The following is an 18,736-nucleotide window of genomic DNA, read 5'->3' on the forward strand; positions in this document are numbered from 1 at the left end:
AAATCTGTCACAAATACATTTCCTGTAGTCTGTGCTGACAATGCCTGCTCCCAACGCTGTCCAGCCGCCCGCGGCCGCACCTGTCACGGTTCCATTTCTGGATCGCGATCACAGCATCCTGGCCTTCAATGAGCGGGTGCTCGACTGGGCGCATCGCCCCGACGTGCCCTTGCTGGAGCGCCTGCGCTTCCTGTGCATCGTGTCGTCCAACCTCGACGAGTTCTTCGAGGTCCGCGCCGCGCCGCACCTGACGGCGCTGCAGAACAACGACCGCAAGGGGCTGTACACGGTCGAGTCGTTCACCGCGCTGGCCGCCGCGGCCCACGAGCTGGTGGACCGGCAGTACGCGCTGTACAACGACGACCTGATGCCCACGTTCGAGAAGCATGGCATCAAGATCGTCTCGCACGGCGAGCGCCATCTGGCGCAGCGCCGCTGGGTCAAGGACTACTTCGAACGCGAAGTGCGCCCGCTGCTGATCCCGGTGGGCCTGGACCCGGCGCACCCGTTCCCGCAGGTTGCCAACAAATCGCTGAACTTCATCGTGCGCCTGAGCGGCCGCGACGCCTTCGGGCGCGAGAACGACATCGCCATCGTCAAGGTGCCGCGTGTGCTGCCGCGCCTGATCCGCATGCCCGACAAGGTGTCGGACCACAAGACGCTGTTCGTCTCCCTGTCCAGCGTCATCCGGGCGCATCTGGCCGAGCTGTTCCCGGGCCGCGAGGTCGGGCAGTTCTCGCAGTTCCGCGTGACGCGCCATTCCGACCTGGCCGTCGACGAGGACGACGTGCAGAACCTGCGCACCGCGCTGCGCCAGGGCCTGCAGCACCGCCACTACGGCCAGGCCGTGCGGCTGGAGGTCTCGGCCGGCTGCTCCGAGCACCTGTCGAGCTTTCTCCTCAAGCAGTTCAATCTTCCCGCGCAGGCGCTGTACCGCGTGCACGGCCCGGTGAACCTGGTGCGCCTGACGCAGCTGGTGGACCTGGTCGACGAGCCGCGGCTGCGCTTTGCGCCCTACAAACCCTGCTACCCGGTGCAGCTGATGCCGGGCCAGTCGTTCTTCGACCAGCTGACGCAGGGCGACGTGCTGATCCACCAGCCGTTCGAGAGCTTCGATGGTGTTCTGGCCTTCCTGCGCGAGGCGGTGAACGACCCGCAGGTGCTGGCGATCAAGCAGACCATCTACCGCACCGGCGCCGACTCGGCGCTGATGGACCTGCTGCGCGAAGCCGTTCGCCGCGGCAAGGAGGTCACCGCGGTGGTGGAGCTCAAGGCGCGCTTCGACGAGGAAGCCAACATCAACTGGGCCGAGATGCTGGAGTCGATCGGCGCCCAGGTGGTCTATGGCGTGGTGGGGCTCAAGACCCATGCCAAGATGCTGCTGGTCACGCGCCGCGAGGGCCGGCAGCTGCGGCGCTATGCCCACCTGTCCACCGGCAACTACAACCCGCGCACGGCCCGGCTGTACACCGACCTGAGCTATCTCACGGCCGATCCGCTGCTGACGGCCGACATCGAGAATGTGTTCGTGCACCTGGCCAGCCAGAGCCGGCTGCCCCGGCTCAACCGGCTGTGGCTGGCGCCGTTTCACCTGCACCGCAAGCTGATCGAGAAGATCGACGCGCTGGGTGCGGCCGCCGCGCAGGGCCAGCCGGCGCGCATCGTGGCCAAGATGAATGCCCTGACCGACGAGGCTCTGATGCTCGCGCTGGTGCGCGCGGGCCAGCGCGGCGTGAAGATCGATCTGATTGTGCGTGGCGCCTGCATGCTGCCCGCGCAACTGCCGGGCATCACCGCCAACATCCGGGTGCGCTCGGTGATCGGGCGCTTCCTGGAGCATTCGCGCGTGTTCTATTTCCGCTGCGCGGATCAGGAAGACCTGTACCTCTCCAGCGCCGACTGGATGAACCGCAACATGCTACGTCGCGTCGAACTGGCCTGGCCCGTGACCGACGCTGCGCTGCGCCAGCGCATCATCGACGAATGCTTGGTGGCCTACCTGCACGACGGCCTGGACGCCTGGGACCTCGGGCCCGACGGCACCTACACGCGGGTTGGTTCCGGAGACCGGCAGCCGGGCCATGGCGCGCAGGCCGCCTTGATGGACCGCTATGGCGCCCGCGAGGGCGCGGGCGACGAAGCCTCATGGATCTGATCCTCTGGCGCCACGCGGAAGCCGAAGAGTGGGCCGAAGGCTGCGATGACCGGGCGCGCTCGCTGACTTCTCGCGGCGAGAAGCAGGCCGCGCGCATGGCCGGCTGGCTGGACCGGCAACTGCCCGAAGGCGCGCGCATCCTGGTCAGCCCGGCGCGCCGCGCCGAGCAGACGGCCCTCGCGCTGGGCCGCAAGTACAAGCTGCGGCCGGAGCTGGCGCCCGATGCCACGGCGGCTCAATTGCTGGAGCTGGTTCAATGGCCGGCCGGCAAGGGAACGGTGCTGGTGGTGGGGCACCAGCCCACGCTCGGCCAGGTCATTGCGCAGCTGCTGGCGCTCCAGGAGTCCGAATGCTCGGTCAAGAAGGGCGCCGTCTGGTGGCTGCGCAACCGCGACCGCGAGGGCTCGTCCCAGACGGTGGTGGTGACGGTGCAGTCGCCCGAGGTGCTGTAGGGCAGGGCGTCCGTTCGCCGCGCTCAGGACTGGCTGGGGCGGCCGGTCTTGATGGCCGGGACGGCCTGCAGCGCCGCGAGGAAGGCGCTGTCGGACATGGCGGCCAGCGCCTTGATGCCGGCGCGCAGCACTTCACTCTTCTTGGCCGGGTGCGCCAGCTTGGCGGCGCGCTGCTTCAGTTCGTCGAGCACACCGTATTCGATCTTGGGAATGGTGAAACTGTCACGCACCAGCTTGGGCTTCTTGGCCTTGGCGGGCTTGTCGGCCTTGGGCTCGGCAAAGGCCTTGGCCAGCGGGGCCTTGGCTTTGGCCGGAGCCGCGGCAGGCTTGGCCGGTGCGCTGGCCTTGGGGGCCGCCTTGGTGGATTTTGCGGGAGCCGGGAGTTTGCGGGCGACGGGCTGTTTGGCTGCGGGCATGGAAAGGGTCCTTGGTGAAACGGTATATACAGTTTATACCGTTTGAATCCACGGGGCAACTCAGCAGCCCGCGAGCTGCAGTGTCCAGGGTGTCTTCTGCCAGGCCAGCACCTCTTCGCGCAGCAGGTGGGCCGATTGCGGATAGGTGTCGGCCCAACCCGGCCGGCAGGTCAGCAGCAGCCGGTGGTCGGCGCCCGGGGTTGCTTCGAGCTGCAGGCCCTTAAGGTCAGGGTCGCGCCGCGCATGGCAGAGGATGACGGCGAGCCGCAGGCACAGCAACTGGCCTACGAACACGGCGTCCTCGAAGTCCACGATCAGCTTGCGCAGCTTGCCGCGGTGGCCGAGCACCAGCAGGCTGAGGTGGTGCAGCTCGGGCAGGGCGAAGCCCGGCGCATCGGCGTTGTCCAGGATGTAGGCGCCATGCTTGTGGTAGTCGCTATGGGAGATCAGGCAGCCAATCTCATGCAGCTGCGCTGCCCAGTCGAGCTTGCGCTGCAGCCGCGCCAGTTCGTTCGCCGTATCGCCGGCGCGCAGCTGGCGGAGCAACTGGTGGGCGACCCGGCCGACCCGCTGGGCCTGGGCGGCGTCGACGTCGAACTTGCTGGCCAGCCGCTGAACGGTGGTCGTGCGCAGATCGGTCTGTTCCTGGTCGCGGTCCAGCAGGTCGTACAGCACGCCGTGGCGCAGGGCGCCCTGGGCCGCCTGCATCTGGTCCATGCCGAGCAGGTCGAACACCGCGCGCAGCACGCAGAGGCCGCCACCGATGACGGCGCGGCGGTCTTCCTTCACGCCGTCCAGGCGCAGCCGGTCCGCGCTGCGCGCGGCGAGCAGGCGCTCGAGCAGCCAGTTCAGCCCGTCGCGGGTGACGGCGCCTTCGGGCCAGCCGGCGGCCGTGAGCGCATCGCCGACCGCGCCGATGGTGCCGGACGAGCCGTAGGCCACGTCCCAGGTGTCGCGCCGGTAGACGCTGAGCGCTTCGTCGAGCACGGCCTTGGCGGCGATTTCCGCCATCTGGAAGGCATGCGGGGTGAACTGGCCGTCGGGGAAATACTTCATGGACCAGGCCACGCTGCCGACGCGGTAGGACTCCATCACGCGCGCGTCGAAGGCCTGGCCCAGGATCAGCTCGGTCGAGCGTCCGCCGATGTCCACCACCAGGCGGCGCTCGTCCGACTGCGGCAGTAGGTGGGCCACGCCCTGGTAGATCAGCCGGGCTTCTTCCCGGCCCGGGATCACGTCGATCGGAAAGCCCAGCACCTGGTGGGCGCGCTCCAGGAATTCATCGCGGTTGCGCGCTTCGCGCAGGGTCTGCGTGGCAACGGCGCGCACCTGCGACTTGCGAAAGCCCGCCAGGCGCTCGCCGAACCGGGCCAGGCAATCCCAGCCGCGCTGCATGGCATCCAGGGTGAGGTTGCGCTCGGCGTCGAGCCCGTTGCCCTGGCGGACGGTTTCCTTGAGGTACTCGGTGCGGTGGATCTGACCGTGATCCAGGCGGCCTATTTCGAGGCGAAAGCTGTTGGAGCCCAGGTCCACAGCGGCGAGGCGAGTTCCGTTTTGCATGAATGAGTTTCGTTTGCCGGAGGCAGCATAGCATTCACGCGGAATTCGCATGGCCGAGACAGAGCCGTTCAGCCGACGACGCGGCCGTCCGTGGTCAGCATGCTCTGCGTGACGTAGGTGCCGCTGCGGCGCTGGGGGTTGAAACTGATGCGGTAGCCGCCTACGTCCAGGCTGGCGCGGCGCTGGAAGGCGGCCAGTGCGTTCTGGCGCGTGAGGGCGCCGTCCAGGTCGTTCAGCACCTCGTAGGTGTAGCGCGCGGCGATGAAGCCGGCCAGGCTCAGCGAAGTGGGGGCTTCGTCAAACAGCCGCGCCAGCGTTTCGCGGTAGGCGCGCACCACCGGCAGGCTGGCCGTGACCATGGGGACGGCCTGCGTCACGATGACCGGGGTGTTGCGGGCCGCGCCCATCTGTGCCATGGTCTGGAGGTTGACGTCGGCCAGCGCCACCACATAGCGTTGGCGCGCCTGCTTTTCCAGGCCCTGGGTGAATTGCACCAGCTCCGGCGTGCCGCCCACGAACAGCAGGATGGCCGGGGTGTCCTGCTTGAGGCGCTGCCCCAGCGCCTTGAGGTCGCTCTCGGGCCGCAGCGACAACAGCTTGAGCTTCATGCTGGCAGCGATGCGCTCCACGTCTTCCCGATAGAGCGTCTGCTCGTGGGCCGAGGCGTAGATGGCGCCGAGCTCCTGCACGCCCATGATGGAGAGCGATTTCAGCGCGTGGCCGATCTGCTCCTGGCGCGCCGCGAAGATGGGGAAGGTGCGCTCGTCAACCTCCACGCTGGAGTTCTGCAGCCAGGGCGCCGCATGCGCGATGCCGAGGTTGTCCTGGCGCAGCAGCGCCGCCACCTGGCCGGCCAGCGGATCGCCGACGGTGCCCGAGAGGGCCACGCAGGCCGGGTTGTCCCGGATCTGGCCGAGCGCCGCGCGCGCGCCGGCGGCGCTGCCGTCGGTTTCGATCGACAGGTGCTGGACGGGACGGCCGCGCAGGCCGCCCCGGGCATTGATGTCCTGCCAGGCGGCACGCGAGCCGACCAGGAAGTCACGCGACACGTCCTGCTGCCCGGGCGACATGTCGACGATCTGGGCCACGATCGCCTGGCGGGAAGGAGGGGGCGTCTTGCCCGGCTGGGCCCGGACGGCGGCCGCGGTGCCGGCGGCCATCGCGGCGGCGCATTGCAGGAGCTTGCGCCGGTTCAGGGGCTGTAGGTGCAAAGCCAAGGCATTCTCCGTCGCGAAAGGAAGAGGGGTGAACAAGTTGCTGCGAAATTGATAGCGCCTCCGGTCCACCTGTTGCGGACTGGAGGCCTGAAAGATGCTTGAAATACACGGCCGCGGGACGGCCGGCCGGTTTCAGCGGCGGGGCGGCATCAGCACGCGGTCCACCACGTGGACCACGCCGTTGGTGGCGGCGACATCGGGGGTCTGCACCATGGCTTCTTCGACGGTGACGAAATCCCCGGCCTTGGCCAGGGAGACGTCGGCGCCGTTGACCGTCTTGACCGAGGCGGTCTTGATGTTGGCGGCCATCAGCTTGGCCGGCACCACGTGGTAGTTCAGCACGGCCTTGAGGTTGGCCGGATTGTTGGCGAGATCGTCCAGGGTCTTGGCGGGAACGGCCTTGAAGGCGTCATTGCTGGGGGCGAACACGGTGAACGGGCCCGTGCCCTTGAGCGTGTCGGTCAGGCCGGCCTTGGCGATCAGGCCGTTGAGCGTGCTCAGCGACGGCGTGGCGGCGATGGTGTCGGCCACCGAGACCGGCGCGGGCTGGGTGGCGCAGCCGGCCATGAAGGCCGCGGTGGCGGCAATGAACAGAATTCGGCGGTTCAGCATCGGAGGTTCTCCTGTTTGAAAAGATGGCAGGAGCGTAGGGGGCGTGTGTGACTGTCATGTGAATGATTGATGACATTTTCATGACTGAAAACCCTGGTCTATCGGGAAAGCGTCGCTGAAAGCCGGCCGGATGACAGTCTGTCATGTCACATCTCTGTCACAAAACATTTTTAAAGTGGCGCCAACCTTCAATCAACCCAAGAGGTGTTTCGATGAAACTGAGCTTCAAGATTGCAACGATCAGCCTGGCCGGCCTGGCCGCCTTTTCTTTCGGCACCCTGGCCGCTGCGCAGGAAGCCACCGGCGCCGGCGCCAGCTTCCCGGCGCCCGTTTACGCCAAGTGGGCGGCCGACTACAACAAGGCCACCGGCGTGCGGATCAATTACCAGTCCGTCGGCTCTGGCGCGGGTATCAAGCAGATCGACGCCAAGACCGTGGACTTCGGCGCGTCCGACATGCCGCAACTGGACGACGACCTGGCCAAGAAGGGCCAGGTGCAGTTCCCGACGGTGATCGGCGGCGTGATCCCCGTGGTCAACGTCAAGGGCATCACCCCGGGCCAGCTCAAGCTGAACGGCCAGGTGCTGGGCGACATCTACCTGGGCAAGATCACCAAGTGGAATGATCCCGCGATCAAGGCGCTGAACCCCTCGCTGGCGCTGCCGGACGCCCTGATCGCCCCGGTGCGCCGCGCCGACGGTTCGGGGACGACCTTCATCTTCACGAACTACCTGTCCAAGGTGAATACCGAGTGGAAGAGCAAGGTCGGCGAGGGCACGGCCGTGAACTGGCCGACGGGCGCCGGCGGCAAGGGCAATGAAGGCGTGGCCGCTTTCGTGAACCGCCTGCCCAATTCGATCGGCTACGTGGAATACGCCTACGTCAAGCAGAACAAGATGACCTACGCGCTGGTGCAGAACGCGGCGGGCAAGTACGTCCAGCCCGACTCGGGCGCGTTCAAGGCCGCGGCAGCGAACGCCACCTGGGACAAGACCTTCTACCAGATCCTGACGAACCAGCCGGGCGATACGTCGTGGCCGATCTCCAACGCCACGTACATCCTCATGCACAAGGCGCAGGACAAGCCCGCGCAGGCCGCGCAGGTCTTCAAGTTCTTCGACTGGGCCTACAAGAATGGCGACAAGACGGCCGACGACCTCGACTACGTGCCCATGCCCGCCAGCGTGAAGCAGGCCATCGAGAAGATGTGGGAAACGCAGATCAAGGACGCTTCGGGCAAGGCCATCGCCTTCAAGTAATCGCGGCCACATTCTTCCCAGAGCAACAAGGGGTTTCACGTGTCCTCTACACTCCCGGCCAATGAGGCCCCTTTCAACTTGCCCGGCGCGGCCGCCGGGCGGGGGCAGCCGCGCGACATGACCAATCCTCCCCCCGTGAAATCGGTGCGCCTGGGGCCCTGGGCCGACCGGTTGTTCGGCTGGGCTGCCAAGGGCGCGGCCCTGCTGACCCTGGCGCTGCTGGTCGGTATCCTGCTGTCCCTGGTGGTGGGCGCCTGGCCCGCCATCGAGAAGTACGGCCTGAGCTTTCTCACGCGCAGCGTCTGGGACCCGGTGCAGAACGACTACGGCGGCCTGGTGATGATCTACGGCACGCTGGCCACCTCGTTCATCGCGCTGCTGATCGCCGTGCCGGTGAGCTTCGGCATCGCGCTGTTCCTGACCGAGCTGTCACCGGCCTGGCTCAAGCGCCCGCTAGGCACGGCCATCGAGCTGCTGGCGGCGGTGCCGTCCATCGTCTACGGCATGTGGGGCCTGCTGGTGTTCGGCCCGATCCTGGCCACCTACGTGCAGCAGCCGCTGCAGAGCCTGTTCAACGGCGTGCCGGTGCTCGGCGCGCTGGTGTCCGGCCCGCCGGTGGGCATCGGCATCCTGTCGGCCGGCATCATCCTGGCGATCATGATCATCCCGTTCATCGCCTCGGTGATGCGCGATGTGTTCGAAGTCACCCCGGCGCTGCTCAAGGAGTCGGCCTACGGCCTGGGCTCGACCACCTGGGAGGTGGTGTTCAAGGTCGTGCTGCCCTATACCAAGGCCGGCGTCATCGGCGGCATCATGCTGGGCCTGGGCCGGGCCCTGGGCGAGACCATGGCCGTGACCTTCGTCATCGGCAACATGAACCAGTTCAACTCGCCCAGCCTGTTCGAGGCGGCCAACAGCATCACCTCGGCCCTGGCCAACGAGTTCGCCGAAGCGGCCAGCGGCCTGCACCAGGCGGCCCTCATCTACCTGGGGCTGGTGCTGTTTTTCATCACGTTCGTGGTGCTGTCGCTGTCCAAGATCCTGCTGGCACGCCTGAAGAAGAATGAAGGAGCGAAAGCGTGAATACCGGCCAACGCCTCGTGAACGCCGCCCTGCAGGAAGAGGCCCGGCAGGCCAAGTACGCCAGCCGCAAGCGCGTCAACCAGCTCGCGCTGACCCTGTCGCTGCTGGCCATGGCCTTCGGCGTGTTCTGGCTGATCTGGATCCTGTGGGAAACCGTCCGCCTGGGCGTCGGCGGCCTGGCGCTGGCCACCTTCACCCAGATGACGCCGCCGCCCAACGAGGTGGGCGGCATCGCCAACGCCATCTACGGCTCGTTCCTGATGGTCATGCTGGCGACCTTCGTGGGCACGCCGATCGGCATCATGGCCGGCATCTACCTGGCCGAGTACGACACCAAGGGCTGGCTGGCCTCGGTCACGCGCTTCGTCAACGACATCCTGCTGTCGGCGCCGTCGATCGTGATCGGCCTGTTCGTCTATGCCGTGGTGGTGGCGCGCTTCAGGAGCTTTTCGGGCTGGGCCGGCGTGATTGCGCTGGCGCTGATCGTGGTCCCGGTGGTGATCCGCACCACCGAGAACATGCTGCAACTGGTGCCGGCGGGCCTGCGCGAGGCGGCTTATGCCCTGGGCGCGCCCAAGTGGAAGGTCATCCTGAGCATCACGCTGCGCGCCGCGCGCGCCGGTGTGGTCACGGGCGTGCTGCTGGCGGTGGCGCGGATCTCGGGTGAGACGGCCCCGCTGCTGTTCACGGCGCTGAACAACCAGTTCTGGACCTCGTCGCTCAGCGAGCCAATGGCGAGCCTGCCGGTGACGATCTTCAAGTTCGCCATGAGCCCCTACGAAAACTGGCAGCACCTGGCCTGGGCCGGCGTGTTCCTGATCACCGTGGCGGTTCTGGGGCTGAACATCCTCGCCCGCGTGCTGACCCGCAACAAGAATTGATGAAAGTGTGACGATGGAAACCATCACCTCCCGCGGCAATCCGTCGAAGATCTCGGTCAGGAACCTGAACTTCTACTACGGCAAGTTCCATGCGCTGAAGGCCATCAACCTGGAGATTCCGGAGAAGAAGGTCACGGCCTTCATCGGCCCCTCGGGCTGCGGCAAGTCCACGCTGCTGCGCACCTTCAACCGCATGTACGAGCTGTACCCGGAGCAGCGCGCCGAAGGCGTCATCGAGCTGGACGGCGAAAACCTGCTGACCTCGCGGCAGGACGTGGCGCTGATTCGCGCCAAAGTCGGCATGGTGTTCCAGAAGCCGACGCCGTTCCCGATGTCGATCTATGACAACATCGCCTTTGGTGTGAAACTGTTCGAAAGCCTCAGTGCCACCGACATGGACGAGCGCGTCGAATGGGCGCTGCGCAAGGCGGCGCTGTGGACCGAGGTGAAGGACAAGCTCAACCAGAGCGGCTCCGGCCTCTCGGGTGGCCAGCAGCAGCGCCTGTGCATCGCGCGCGGCATCGCGATCAAGCCCGAAGTGCTGCTGCTCGACGAGCCCTGCTCAGCGCTGGACCCGATCTCCACCGCCAAGATTGAGGAGCTGATCGCCGAACTCAAGAACGAGTACACCGTGGTGATCGTGACGCACAACATGCAGCAGGCCGCGCGCTGCAGCGACTACACCGCCTACATGTACCTGGGCGATCTGGTCGAATTCGGCGCGACCGAGCAGATGTTCTTCAAGCCGCAGCGCAAAGAGACCGAAGACTACATCACGGGCAGATTTGGATGACACCTTCGAAGCGGCCTGTGGCCGCCTCCCCCTTGAAGGGGCAGCACCAGCGGCCCGGCAAAGCCGGCTCCGTGGTGTCTCCCGGAAAGGTATTTCGTTGAAAATCGAGTTAGGAGCATTTATGCCCGACAAACATCTCTCCACCCAGTTCGACAGCGAGCTCAATGGCGTGTCTTCGCGCGTCATGGAACTGGGCGGCCTGGTCGAATCCCAGATCCGCCAGGCCATCTATGCCCTGTCGCAGTTCAGCGCCGAGGCGGCCGACCAGGTGATCGAGACCGAGACGCGCGTCAACGCGATGGAAGTCGAGATCGACCGCGAGCTGTCCTCCATCATTGCGCGGCGCCAGCCCACGGCGCGCGATCTGCGCCTGCTGATCGCCATCTCCAAGACCACGGCCAACCTTGAGCGCGTGGGCGACGAAGCCGAGAAGATCGCGCGCATGGTCAAGTCCATCATCGAGAGCGGTGCAGCCCGGGCGCTGCCGTCGACCGAGCTGCGGGTGGCGGCCGACCTGGCCTCCGGCCTGCTGCGCAAGGCGCTGGACGCGTTTGCGCGGCTGGACACGGCGGTGGCGGTGTCCATCCTCAAGGAAGATGACCTGATCGACCAGGAGTTCGACGGCTTCGTGCGCAAGCTCATCACCTACATGATGGAAGACCCGCGCACCATTTCCGCCAGCCTCGACCTGCTGTTCCTGGCCAAAGCCATCGAACGGATCGGCGACCATGCCAAGAACATTGCAGAATTCATCATTTACATCGTGAAGGGCGCCGATGTGCGCCACACCTCGATGGAGCAGATCGAGTCAGCCCTTCAATCCAAGTAACGATGAAGAACCAGCCACGCGTCCTGATTGTCGAAGACGAGCCCGCCATTGCCGAGCTGATTGCCGTCAACCTGCGCCACAACGGCTTTCAGCCGACCTGGTCCGAAGACGGCGTATCGGCCCAGCGCGAGCTTGATGCCGTGCTGCCCGACGTGATCCTGCTCGACTGGATGCTGCCGGGCCAGAGCGGCCTCGTGCTGGCGCGCAAGTGGCGCGCCGATCCGCGCACCAAGGCGATTCCCATCCTGATGCTGACGGCGCGCGGCGACGAGCCGGACAAGGTGGCCGGGCTCGATGCCGGCGCGGACGACTACATCACCAAGCCCTTTTCCACCCAGGAAATGCTGGCCCGCATCCGCGCCGTGCTGCGCCGCCGTGCGCCGGAGCAGGTCAGCGACAGCGTGACCATCGGCGAGCTGATGCTCGATGCCGCCACCCATCGCGTGTCCTGGCAGGGGCAGGCGCTCAAGATCGGGCCGACCGAATTCAAGCTGCTGCATTACCTGATGAAGCATTCCGAGCGCGTGCACAGCCGCTCGCAGCTGCTGGACAAGGTCTGGGGCGACCATGTGTTCATCGAGGAGCGCACGGTCGACGTGCACGTCAAGCGCCTGCGCGAAGCCCTGGGCAGCGCCGGCGCCATGATCGAAACGGTGCGCGGCGCAGGCTACCGCCTGACTGCGCAGTCCCAGGCCACGACCCCGGTGGCGGTGCAGGCCTGAGCGGGCCGCTCCCGCTGGCTGCCCGGCAGACGCCACAATTGCTGCATGTTCTGGCGTTTTTCCAGTTTTGTCCTGTTTCAGCTCGCAGGCGGCCTGGCCGGCTGGTGGCTGGGCCATGACCAGGGCGCGCTGATCGGGGTCGCCGTCTCGGGCCTGGTCTGGTTCGCGATGGACCTGTGGCGCGGCCTGCGCATCCTGCAATGGTTGCGGCGCGGCGACGCGACGGGCGCCCCGGCCATGAACGGCCTGTGGGGCGAGATTGCCGACCGCACGCGGCGCGCCCTGCGCGCACGCGAGCAGCAAACCCAGGAGAGCCAGCTGCGGCTGCAGGAATTCCTGGCGGCGATCCAGGCTTCGCCCAACGGCGTGGTGCTGCTCGACGCACAGGGCCGCATCGAATGGTGCAACCAGACGGCCGCCGACCAGCTCGGCATCGATGCCCAGCGCGACATGCTGCAACTCATCGGCAACCTGGTGCGCGACCCGGTGTTCGCCGCCTACTACGCCGGCAACGATTTCACGCACGATGCCGTCATGCAGGGACGCGACAGCACGGCGGCGCGTCCGGTCAAGATTTCGGTGCACCTGCACCCCTATGGCGAGGGCCGCAAGCTGCTGCTGTCGCGCGACATCACGGCGCTGGAACAGGCCGAGACCATGCGGCGCGACTTCGTGGCCAATGTGTCGCACGAGATCCGCACGCCGCTGACGGTGCTGACCGGTTTCGTGGAAACGCTGCAGACGCTGCCGCTGGATCCGCAGGACCGGGCGCGCTACCTCGGCCTCATGGCGCAGCAGTCGAGCCGCATGCAGACGCTGGTCAATGACCTGCTCACGCTGTCGCGGCTCGAAGGCAGCCCGCTGCCCGGCATGAGCGAATGGACGCCGGTGCATGTGCTCATGACCCAGTGCGAGCAGGAAGGGCGCGCCCTGTCGGGGGTGCTGATGCCGGCGGGGGCCAAGCCGCATCGCCTGCATTTCGGGGCGGCGCCCGACAGCGACATCACCGGTTCGCAGACCGAGCTGCTGAGCGCCATGTCCAACCTCGTCAGCAACGCCATCCGCTACACGCCGCCGGGGGGCAGCATCGAGGTGAAGTGGCAATCCCTGCCGGACGGGCGGGCCGAATTCTCGGTGAAGGATTCCGGCCCCGGCATTGCGCCGGAGCACCTCTCGCGCCTGACCGAGCGGTTCTACCGGGTGGACCGCAGCCGTTCGCGCGAGACCGGCGGCACCGGACTGGGCCTGGCCATCGTCAAGCATGTGGTGCAGCGCCATGGTGCCGAACTGCGGATCGAGAGCACGCCCGGCGCCGGCTCGACGTTCTGCATCCAGTTCCCGGCCAGCCGGCTGCGGCCCGCAGCGGCACTGCGAGGTCTCAGTTCATCGGGCGCCGCCGCTTCGCGGCCCGCCACAGAATCGCTACAAAAATAAGCGCGGTCAGCGCCAGCGCCACGGCACTGGTGGCCCAGAAGGCCGTGGGTGTGGCCATCGGCGGCACGCCAGCCAGGCCCTGGTAGGCGAACAGATAGCCGCCCGCCAGCCCCAGGCCCCACAGCAGCACGCAGTACACGAGCAATGGGGCCACCGTCACCCGGTAACAGCGCAGCACGAACACGCACAGGGCCTGCACCGCGTCCGCCAGGTGGTAGATCGCGACCCAGGCGAGCAGGGCGCTGGCCAGGGCGATGATGGTGGGGTTGCTGGCATAGACCGCAGCCAATTCGTCGCGTGCTATCAAAAGAAGAGCGGCCGAGCACGCAGCCATCAGGACCACGAGCTTGAAACCCGTGCGAATCACGGCCCGGGCACGGCCCGGGTCGCCGGCGCCCAGCCAGTAGCTCACACGCGCGCTGGTGGCGATGGCGGTCGACAGCGGCATCATGTAGAGCACGGCCGCCATGTTGGAGGCGATCTGGTGGCTGGCCGAAGCCACGGTGCCAAGCCGTGCGATGAACAGCGCCATCAGGGTGAAGGAGGTGACCTCGACCATGATGGCGAGGCCGCCCGGGATCCCCAGGCGGGCGAACTCGGCGATCTTCGGCCAGTCAGGCCGCTCCAGCCGCTGCCAGATGCGGTAGGGGGTGTACAGCTCCTGCGTGCGCAGCATCCACAGGGCCAGGCCCAGCATGGCGTAGTTCACCACCAGCGTGGCCCAGGCGCAGCCGACCGCGCCTTGCGGCTCCAGTCCCAGGCCGCCGAAGGCGAACCAGATGGACAGCGGCACCTTGACGAGCAGCGAGCCGATCTGCAGCCAAGTCACCAGCAGAGGCTTGCTGAGGGACTGGTTGAGCGTGCTGTACATGCGAAACAGCAGGGCCGGCGGCAGCGCCAGGGCCAGCACCGCCAGATAGCGCTCCACCTCGCCCTGCAGGCTGGCGGGCACCTCGGTCCAGCGCAGCAACGCGCCCGGGAACAGCAGCGCGGCCAGGCCCACCGCGATCGTCAGGGCGCACAGGTACAGCGACTGCCGCACCGAGCGGCCGACTTCCGCAAAGCGGCGCGCGCCGTGCAGCTCGGCCCACACCGGCAACAGTGCCTGCATGATGCCCATCAAGGCCACGAAGACGCTGATGAAGATGGCCGAGCCGACCGAGAGCGCGGCCAGGGCGGCGTCCGAGTAGCGCCCGGCCACGATGGTGTCGGTCACCCCGAAAGCCATCACGGCGAGCTGGCCCACCAGCACGGTCGCGGCATGGCGGGTGATGGTTCTCAGCTCGGTCACTTGTTTTTGCGGGCCCGCCTGTACAGCAGCACGTCTTCGTTGTTGTCCGAAGGCCGGCGCACCGTGCTCTGCAGCTGCCACTGGCGAGTGTCCACCGACTTCTGCAGCGTTGGGAGGGTGTCGGCGTCCACCAGCAGCCAGGGGCATTGCGCACGCATGGCGGCGGGCTTGAGCGTGAGCTGGCCGTGGTACTGGAAGGCGGCGATCTGGCCGCGGCTCAGGCCATAGACCTCCACGCACTCGGACGGGTCGACGAGCACGGCCACGCGGTGCACCAGCGGCGCATAGCTGCGCGCGAAGTCGAGCAGCGGCAGCCACAGCGTCATGAGCAGCAGCCAGCTCAGCGCGGCGCCGCTGGCCGGCAGCACCAGGCTTTTCCAGATGGCGGCGCGATGGCGGCCCACGCGCCATTGGACCAGCCAGGCCCAGGCCAGCGTGGCGGCCAGCGCCGCGAGGAACGCCACCAGGGAAAAGCTGGGCTCGAAACCTGGTGCCAGCCGAGCCACGTTGGCCGCCGGCTGTTTGGGATAACCGGTCTGCATGGCGATCCAGACCACCCAGATGATGATGGCGCAGCCCGTGAAGAACAGCAGCGTGAACCAGTCGATCAGCGCGGCGACGCTGCGCCTGAGCGTGGGCAGCGCGAAGGCGGCCAGCGTCGCCAGGGCCGGCAAGGCCAGCAGCAGCGAGCGGTCCGAGGACTGCGTGACCAGCGTGGTGCCCACGGCCACGAGGACAAACCACAGGGGCAGCGCCACATGGCGGCTCAACAGCTGGCGCCGCCAGCGCCACAGCGTCCACAGGGCCAGCGGCCAGGCCGGCCAGGTGAACCAGACCAGCAGCCGGGCGTAGCCGCGCCACTCGTGCCAGCCGTCCTCGGGCAACTCGATGCGCCAGCGCCACAGGTCGAGCTGCCAGGCCAGGGCGGCAGCGAGCGCGGTGACGCCAGCGATGGCGGCTGCCCACAGGAGATTGCGCCACTGCGAGTCCGTCGCCGCTGCGGCGTCGTCCCGGGAACGGTCCAGCAGGCAGACCAGCGCACTGCCCGCACCGAACAGCGTGGCCATGGTGGGCGCTCCGCTGAGCACCAGCCCGGTGAGCCCCAGCACGAGGCCGATGGCGGGCCCCACGTTGCGCGACGCGGTGGCTGCCACGGCATAGAAGGTCAGGGCGGTGAAGCAGATCTGGGCCAGCGCCGGCGTGGTTTCGTGCGACAGCTGCGCCAGGCCCAGGCAGGCGATCAGCGCCAGCAGGCCGCCATCGGCCATGGCCCGCGCGTAGTCGATGGGACTGGCCTCGCCGCCGAAGGCAAACGCCACGGGCTGGGCCTGCGGGCTGCGGGCCAGGTAGTAGACGCCGTACCAGGTGGCCACCAGCGTGAGTGCCAGCAGCAGGCCGAACGGGATGCGCGTGGCGACGTCCGCAGGCACCCAGGCCGGGGCGATCTGCAGGGCCCAGGCACCCAGCCAGTAGGGCAGCAGCGCATCGGCATCGGACGACAGGCCCAGCAACTGGGGCTTGAGCCAGTGGCCGGTGCCCGAGGCCAGCTCGGCCATGTAGCCGAAGGCCGTCATGTCGGCGCCCTTCCAGGGCTCGCGGCCGATGAAGCCGGGCAGCACATAGGCCAGGCAGAACAGCAGCAGGGCCATGCGCGGCAGGCGGCGCACGGCGCTTTGCGCAACGATGGCAGGAGTGGGCTGGTTCACGCGGTGATGAAAAACCGATGGAGTTTAGACGCAAAACAAAAGGGCAGCACGGTTGCCCGGGCTGCCCTTTGGGGGGACGACGCGCGGCTTACTTGGCAGCCGTCTTGCCGAAGCGATTGCGGAACTTCTCGACCCGGCCGCCCATGTTGTCGACCGACTTCTGCGTGCCGGTGTAGAACGGGTGCGATTCGCTGGAGGTGTCCAGCTTGAACAGCGGCAGCTCGCGGCCGTCTTCGGTCTTGCCCATTTCCTTCGTGTTCACGCAGGAGCGGGTCACGAACTTGAAACCGTTGGACAGGTCCACGAAGAGCACTTCGCGGTAGTTGGGGTGAATGCCTTCTTTCATGATCTTCCTTGGGTCACTTGCGGGAGCCGCGCCAGACCATCCGGCGTACTTTCCGCGAAAAAGCCCTCAATTATACATAGAAATCAAGGACTTACCGGCCGTGAACGCGCGCAGGGAGGGCTCACCCGCCGCGACGCATCATGTCGAAGAACTCGACATTGGTCTTGGTGGCCTTCATGCTCTTGAGCACCATTTCCATGGACTCGATCTCGTCCATGTTGTACATGAACTGGCGCAGGATGCGGGTCTTCTGCAGGATCTCGGGGGCCAGCAGCAGTTCCTCGCGGCGGGTGCCGCTGCGGTTGAGCTGGATCGAGGGGAACACGCGCTTTTCGTACAGGCGGCGGTCCAGGTGGATTTCGCTGTTGCCGGTGCCCTTGAATTCTTCAAAGATCACTTCGTCCATGCGGCTGCCGGTGTCGACCAGCGCGGTGGCGATGATGGTCAGCGAGCCGCCTTCTTCCACGTTGCGCGCCGCGCCCAGGAAGCGCTTGGGGCGCTGCAGCGCATTGGAATCGACGCCGCCGGTCAGCACCTTGCCCGAGGAGGGCACGACGTTGTTGTAGGCGCGGGCCAGGCGGGTGATGGAGTCCAGCAGGATCACCACGTCCTTCTTGAGTTCGACCAGGCGCTTGGCGCGCTCGATCACCATCTCGGCCACATGCACGTGGCGCGCGGCGGGTTCGTCGAAGGTGGAGGCGATCACCTCGGCCTTCACCGAGCGCTGCATTTCGGTCACTTCTTCGGGCCGCTCGTCGACCAGCAGCACCATCATGTAGCTATCGGGGTAGTTGGCCGCGATGGCGTGGGCGATGTGCTGCATCATCACCGTCTTGCCGCTCTTGGGCGGCGCCACCAGCAGGGCGCGCTGGCCCTTGCCGATCGGGGCGATGATGTCGATCACGCGCGAGGTGATGTTCTCTTCGCCCTTGAAGTTGTCGCGCTCGAGTTTCATCTGTTCCTTGGGGAACAGCGGCGTCAGGTTCTCGAACATCACCTTGTGCTTGTTCTGCTCGGGCGGGCCGCCGTTGACCATGTCGAGCTTGGTCAGGGCAAAGTAGCGTTCGCCGTCCTTGGGCGTGCGCACCTCGCCCTCGATCATGTCGCCGGTGTGCAGGTTGAACCGGCGCACCTGGCTGGGCGAGATGTAGATGTCGTCGGTGCTCGCGGTGTAGCTGGTGTCGGGGCTGCGCAGGAAGCCGAAACCGTCGGGCAGGATCTCCAGCACGCCATCGGCAAAGACCTGTTCGCCGGCGCGGGCGCGCTTCTTGATGATGGCGAACATCAGCTCCTGCTTGCGCATGCGGCCGGTATTCTCGATTTCAAGCTCTTCGGCCTGCTTGAAGACTTCAGACACGTGCAGTGCCTTGAGTTCGTTTAAGTGCATGGGATGACCCCTTGAAGGGAGTTCGATGAAAAATCGGGGGGAGGTTGGGTGCGAAGCGAGATGTGCTTCACCCACCGGGAACTCGAACCGGACCGCGGTAGCGAATCGGTGAACTGGGAGGGATTATGACAGGAAAACGGGAGCGGCTGAAGCAGGAGCTGGCTTCAGCCGCGGGGAGGCATCAGGCCAGTTGCTGGTCGATGAAGGCGGTGAGCTGGGCCTTGCTCATGGCGCCGACCTTGGTGGCGGCAAGCTGGCCATCCTTGAACAACATCAGCGTGGGGATGCCGCGGATGCCGAACTTGGCGGGGATGTCGCGGTTCTCGTCCACGTTCATCTTGGCGATCTGCAGCTTGTCCTGGTAGGTGCTGGACACTTCATCGAGGATCGGTGCGATCATCTTGCAGGGGCCGCACCACTCGGCCCAGTAGTCCACCAGCACCGGCTTGTCGGATTTCAGAACGTCGGTTTCGAAGCTGGCGTCGGAGATGTGTTTGATCAGGTCGCTGGCCATGATGTTTCCTTTGGATGGGCTTGGCAGGTAACAGCTAAAGTTGCGGCATTGTGACAGAAACCAACCCCTATCGTCGGGC

The 18,736-nt window shown here is 66.6% G+C and carries 18 protein-coding genes; 9 read left to right on the top strand and 9 right to left on the bottom strand.

The window, feature by feature from the left end; translation table 11 throughout:
- The first annotated feature begins 40 nt into the window (after positions 1-40).
- Positions 41-2,155, top strand: a complete 2,115-nt coding sequence (gene ppk1 / locus MMF98_RS07445; protein ID WP_243305609.1) for a polyphosphate kinase 1 — start codon at positions 41-43, stop codon at positions 2,153-2,155.
- Positions 2,146-2,607 (top strand): phosphohistidine phosphatase SixA, encoded by a 462-nt coding sequence (gene sixA / locus MMF98_RS07450; RefSeq protein WP_243305610.1) that lies wholly within the window; start codon positions 2,146-2,148, stop codon positions 2,605-2,607. Before ppk1 ends, sixA begins: the two co-directional genes overlap by 10 nt.
- Before the next feature lie 23 nt (positions 2,608-2,630).
- On the opposite strand, the gene MMF98_RS07455 is transcribed toward sixA, so the two are convergent.
- The 4 genes from MMF98_RS07455 to MMF98_RS07470 form a co-directional block, all read right to left on the bottom strand.
- Complete coding sequence (locus MMF98_RS07455) at positions 2,631-3,023, bottom strand: hypothetical protein (RefSeq protein ID WP_243305612.1); 393 nt, start codon at positions 3,021-3,023, stop codon at positions 2,631-2,633.
- Positions 3,024-3,083: 60 nt separating this feature from the next.
- Positions 3,084-4,583, bottom strand: coding sequence for an exopolyphosphatase (gene ppx, locus MMF98_RS07460; protein WP_243305613.1), 1,500 nt, complete (start codon positions 4,581-4,583; stop codon positions 3,084-3,086).
- A gap of 68 nt (positions 4,584-4,651) precedes the next feature.
- Positions 4,652-5,800, bottom strand: coding sequence for an ABC transporter substrate-binding protein (locus tag MMF98_RS07465; RefSeq protein ID WP_243305614.1), 1,149 nt, complete (start codon positions 5,798-5,800; stop codon positions 4,652-4,654).
- Between the two features lie 132 nt (positions 5,801-5,932).
- Positions 5,933-6,412 carry a fasciclin domain-containing protein gene (locus tag MMF98_RS07470; RefSeq protein WP_243305615.1) on the bottom strand — a complete coding sequence of 160 codons (480 nt, stop codon included), beginning with the start codon at positions 6,410-6,412 and terminating at the stop codon, positions 5,933-5,935.
- 212 nt (positions 6,413-6,624) lie between these two features.
- On the opposite strand from MMF98_RS07470, the gene pstS reads away from it, so the two are divergent.
- From pstS to phoR, 7 genes are all read left to right on the top strand, one after another.
- On the top strand, positions 6,625-7,671 hold the full coding sequence (gene pstS, locus MMF98_RS07475) for a phosphate ABC transporter substrate-binding protein PstS (protein ID WP_243305616.1): 1,047 nt from the start codon (positions 6,625-6,627) through the stop codon (positions 7,669-7,671).
- A 39-nt stretch (positions 7,672-7,710) separates the two neighbouring features.
- Complete coding sequence (gene pstC, locus MMF98_RS07480) at positions 7,711-8,754, top strand: phosphate ABC transporter permease PstC (RefSeq protein ID WP_423837580.1); 1,044 nt, start codon at positions 7,711-7,713, stop codon at positions 8,752-8,754.
- A complete protein-coding gene (gene pstA, locus MMF98_RS07485; protein WP_243305618.1) occupies positions 8,751-9,635 on the top strand; it encodes a phosphate ABC transporter permease PstA in 885 nt (294 codons plus the stop codon). Before pstC ends, pstA begins: the two co-directional genes overlap by 4 nt.
- Before the next feature lie 13 nt (positions 9,636-9,648).
- Positions 9,649-10,428 carry a phosphate ABC transporter ATP-binding protein PstB gene (gene pstB, locus MMF98_RS07490; protein ID WP_243305619.1) on the top strand — a complete coding sequence of 260 codons (780 nt, stop codon included), beginning with the start codon at positions 9,649-9,651 and terminating at the stop codon, positions 10,426-10,428.
- A 121-nt stretch (positions 10,429-10,549) separates the two neighbouring features.
- Positions 10,550-11,257, top strand: a complete 708-nt coding sequence (phoU, locus tag MMF98_RS07495; protein WP_243305621.1) for a phosphate signaling complex protein PhoU — start codon at positions 10,550-10,552, stop codon at positions 11,255-11,257.
- Positions 11,258-11,259: 2 nt separating this feature from the next.
- The gene (gene phoB, locus MMF98_RS07500) at positions 11,260-11,979 is read left to right on the top strand and encodes a phosphate regulon transcriptional regulator PhoB (protein ID WP_243305622.1); all 720 of its coding nucleotides are present in this window, start codon (positions 11,260-11,262) and stop codon (positions 11,977-11,979) included.
- Between the two features lie 45 nt (positions 11,980-12,024).
- Positions 12,025-13,413: a phosphate regulon sensor histidine kinase PhoR gene (gene phoR, locus MMF98_RS07505; RefSeq protein WP_243305624.1), complete on the top strand. Its 1,389-nt coding sequence runs from the start codon at positions 12,025-12,027 to the stop codon at positions 13,411-13,413.
- On the opposite strand, the gene MMF98_RS07510 is transcribed toward phoR, so the two are convergent.
- The 5 genes from MMF98_RS07510 to trxA all read right to left on the bottom strand — a co-directional run bounded on the left by MMF98_RS07510 (position 13,358) and on the right by trxA (position 18,657).
- The gene (locus MMF98_RS07510; protein WP_243305625.1) at positions 13,358-14,704 is read right to left on the bottom strand and encodes an MATE family efflux transporter; all 1,347 of its coding nucleotides are present in this window, start codon (positions 14,702-14,704) and stop codon (positions 13,358-13,360) included. The two genes, phoR and MMF98_RS07510, sit on opposite strands and share 56 nt — an antisense overlap.
- On the bottom strand, positions 14,701-16,410 hold the full coding sequence (locus MMF98_RS07515) for a hypothetical protein (RefSeq protein ID WP_243305627.1): 1,710 nt from the start codon (positions 16,408-16,410) through the stop codon (positions 14,701-14,703). The genes MMF98_RS07510 and MMF98_RS07515 overlap by 4 nt, the downstream gene beginning before the upstream one ends.
- 88 nt (positions 16,411-16,498) lie before the next feature.
- A complete protein-coding gene (locus MMF98_RS07520; RefSeq protein ID WP_243305629.1) occupies positions 16,499-16,756 on the bottom strand; it encodes a type B 50S ribosomal protein L31 in 258 nt (85 codons plus the stop codon).
- A gap of 121 nt (positions 16,757-16,877) precedes the next feature.
- The gene (rho, locus tag MMF98_RS07525; protein WP_243305630.1) at positions 16,878-18,143 is read right to left on the bottom strand and encodes a transcription termination factor Rho; all 1,266 of its coding nucleotides are present in this window, start codon (positions 18,141-18,143) and stop codon (positions 16,878-16,880) included.
- A 181-nt stretch (positions 18,144-18,324) separates the two neighbouring features.
- The gene (gene trxA / locus MMF98_RS07530) at positions 18,325-18,657 is read right to left on the bottom strand and encodes a thioredoxin TrxA (protein ID WP_243305632.1); all 333 of its coding nucleotides are present in this window, start codon (positions 18,655-18,657) and stop codon (positions 18,325-18,327) included.
- Positions 18,658-18,736 lie beyond the last annotated feature (79 nt).

The organism is Variovorax terrae (assembly GCF_022809125.1).
In the GTDB taxonomy this organism is placed as follows: domain Bacteria; phylum Pseudomonadota; class Gammaproteobacteria; order Burkholderiales; family Burkholderiaceae_C; genus Variovorax_A; species Variovorax_A terrae.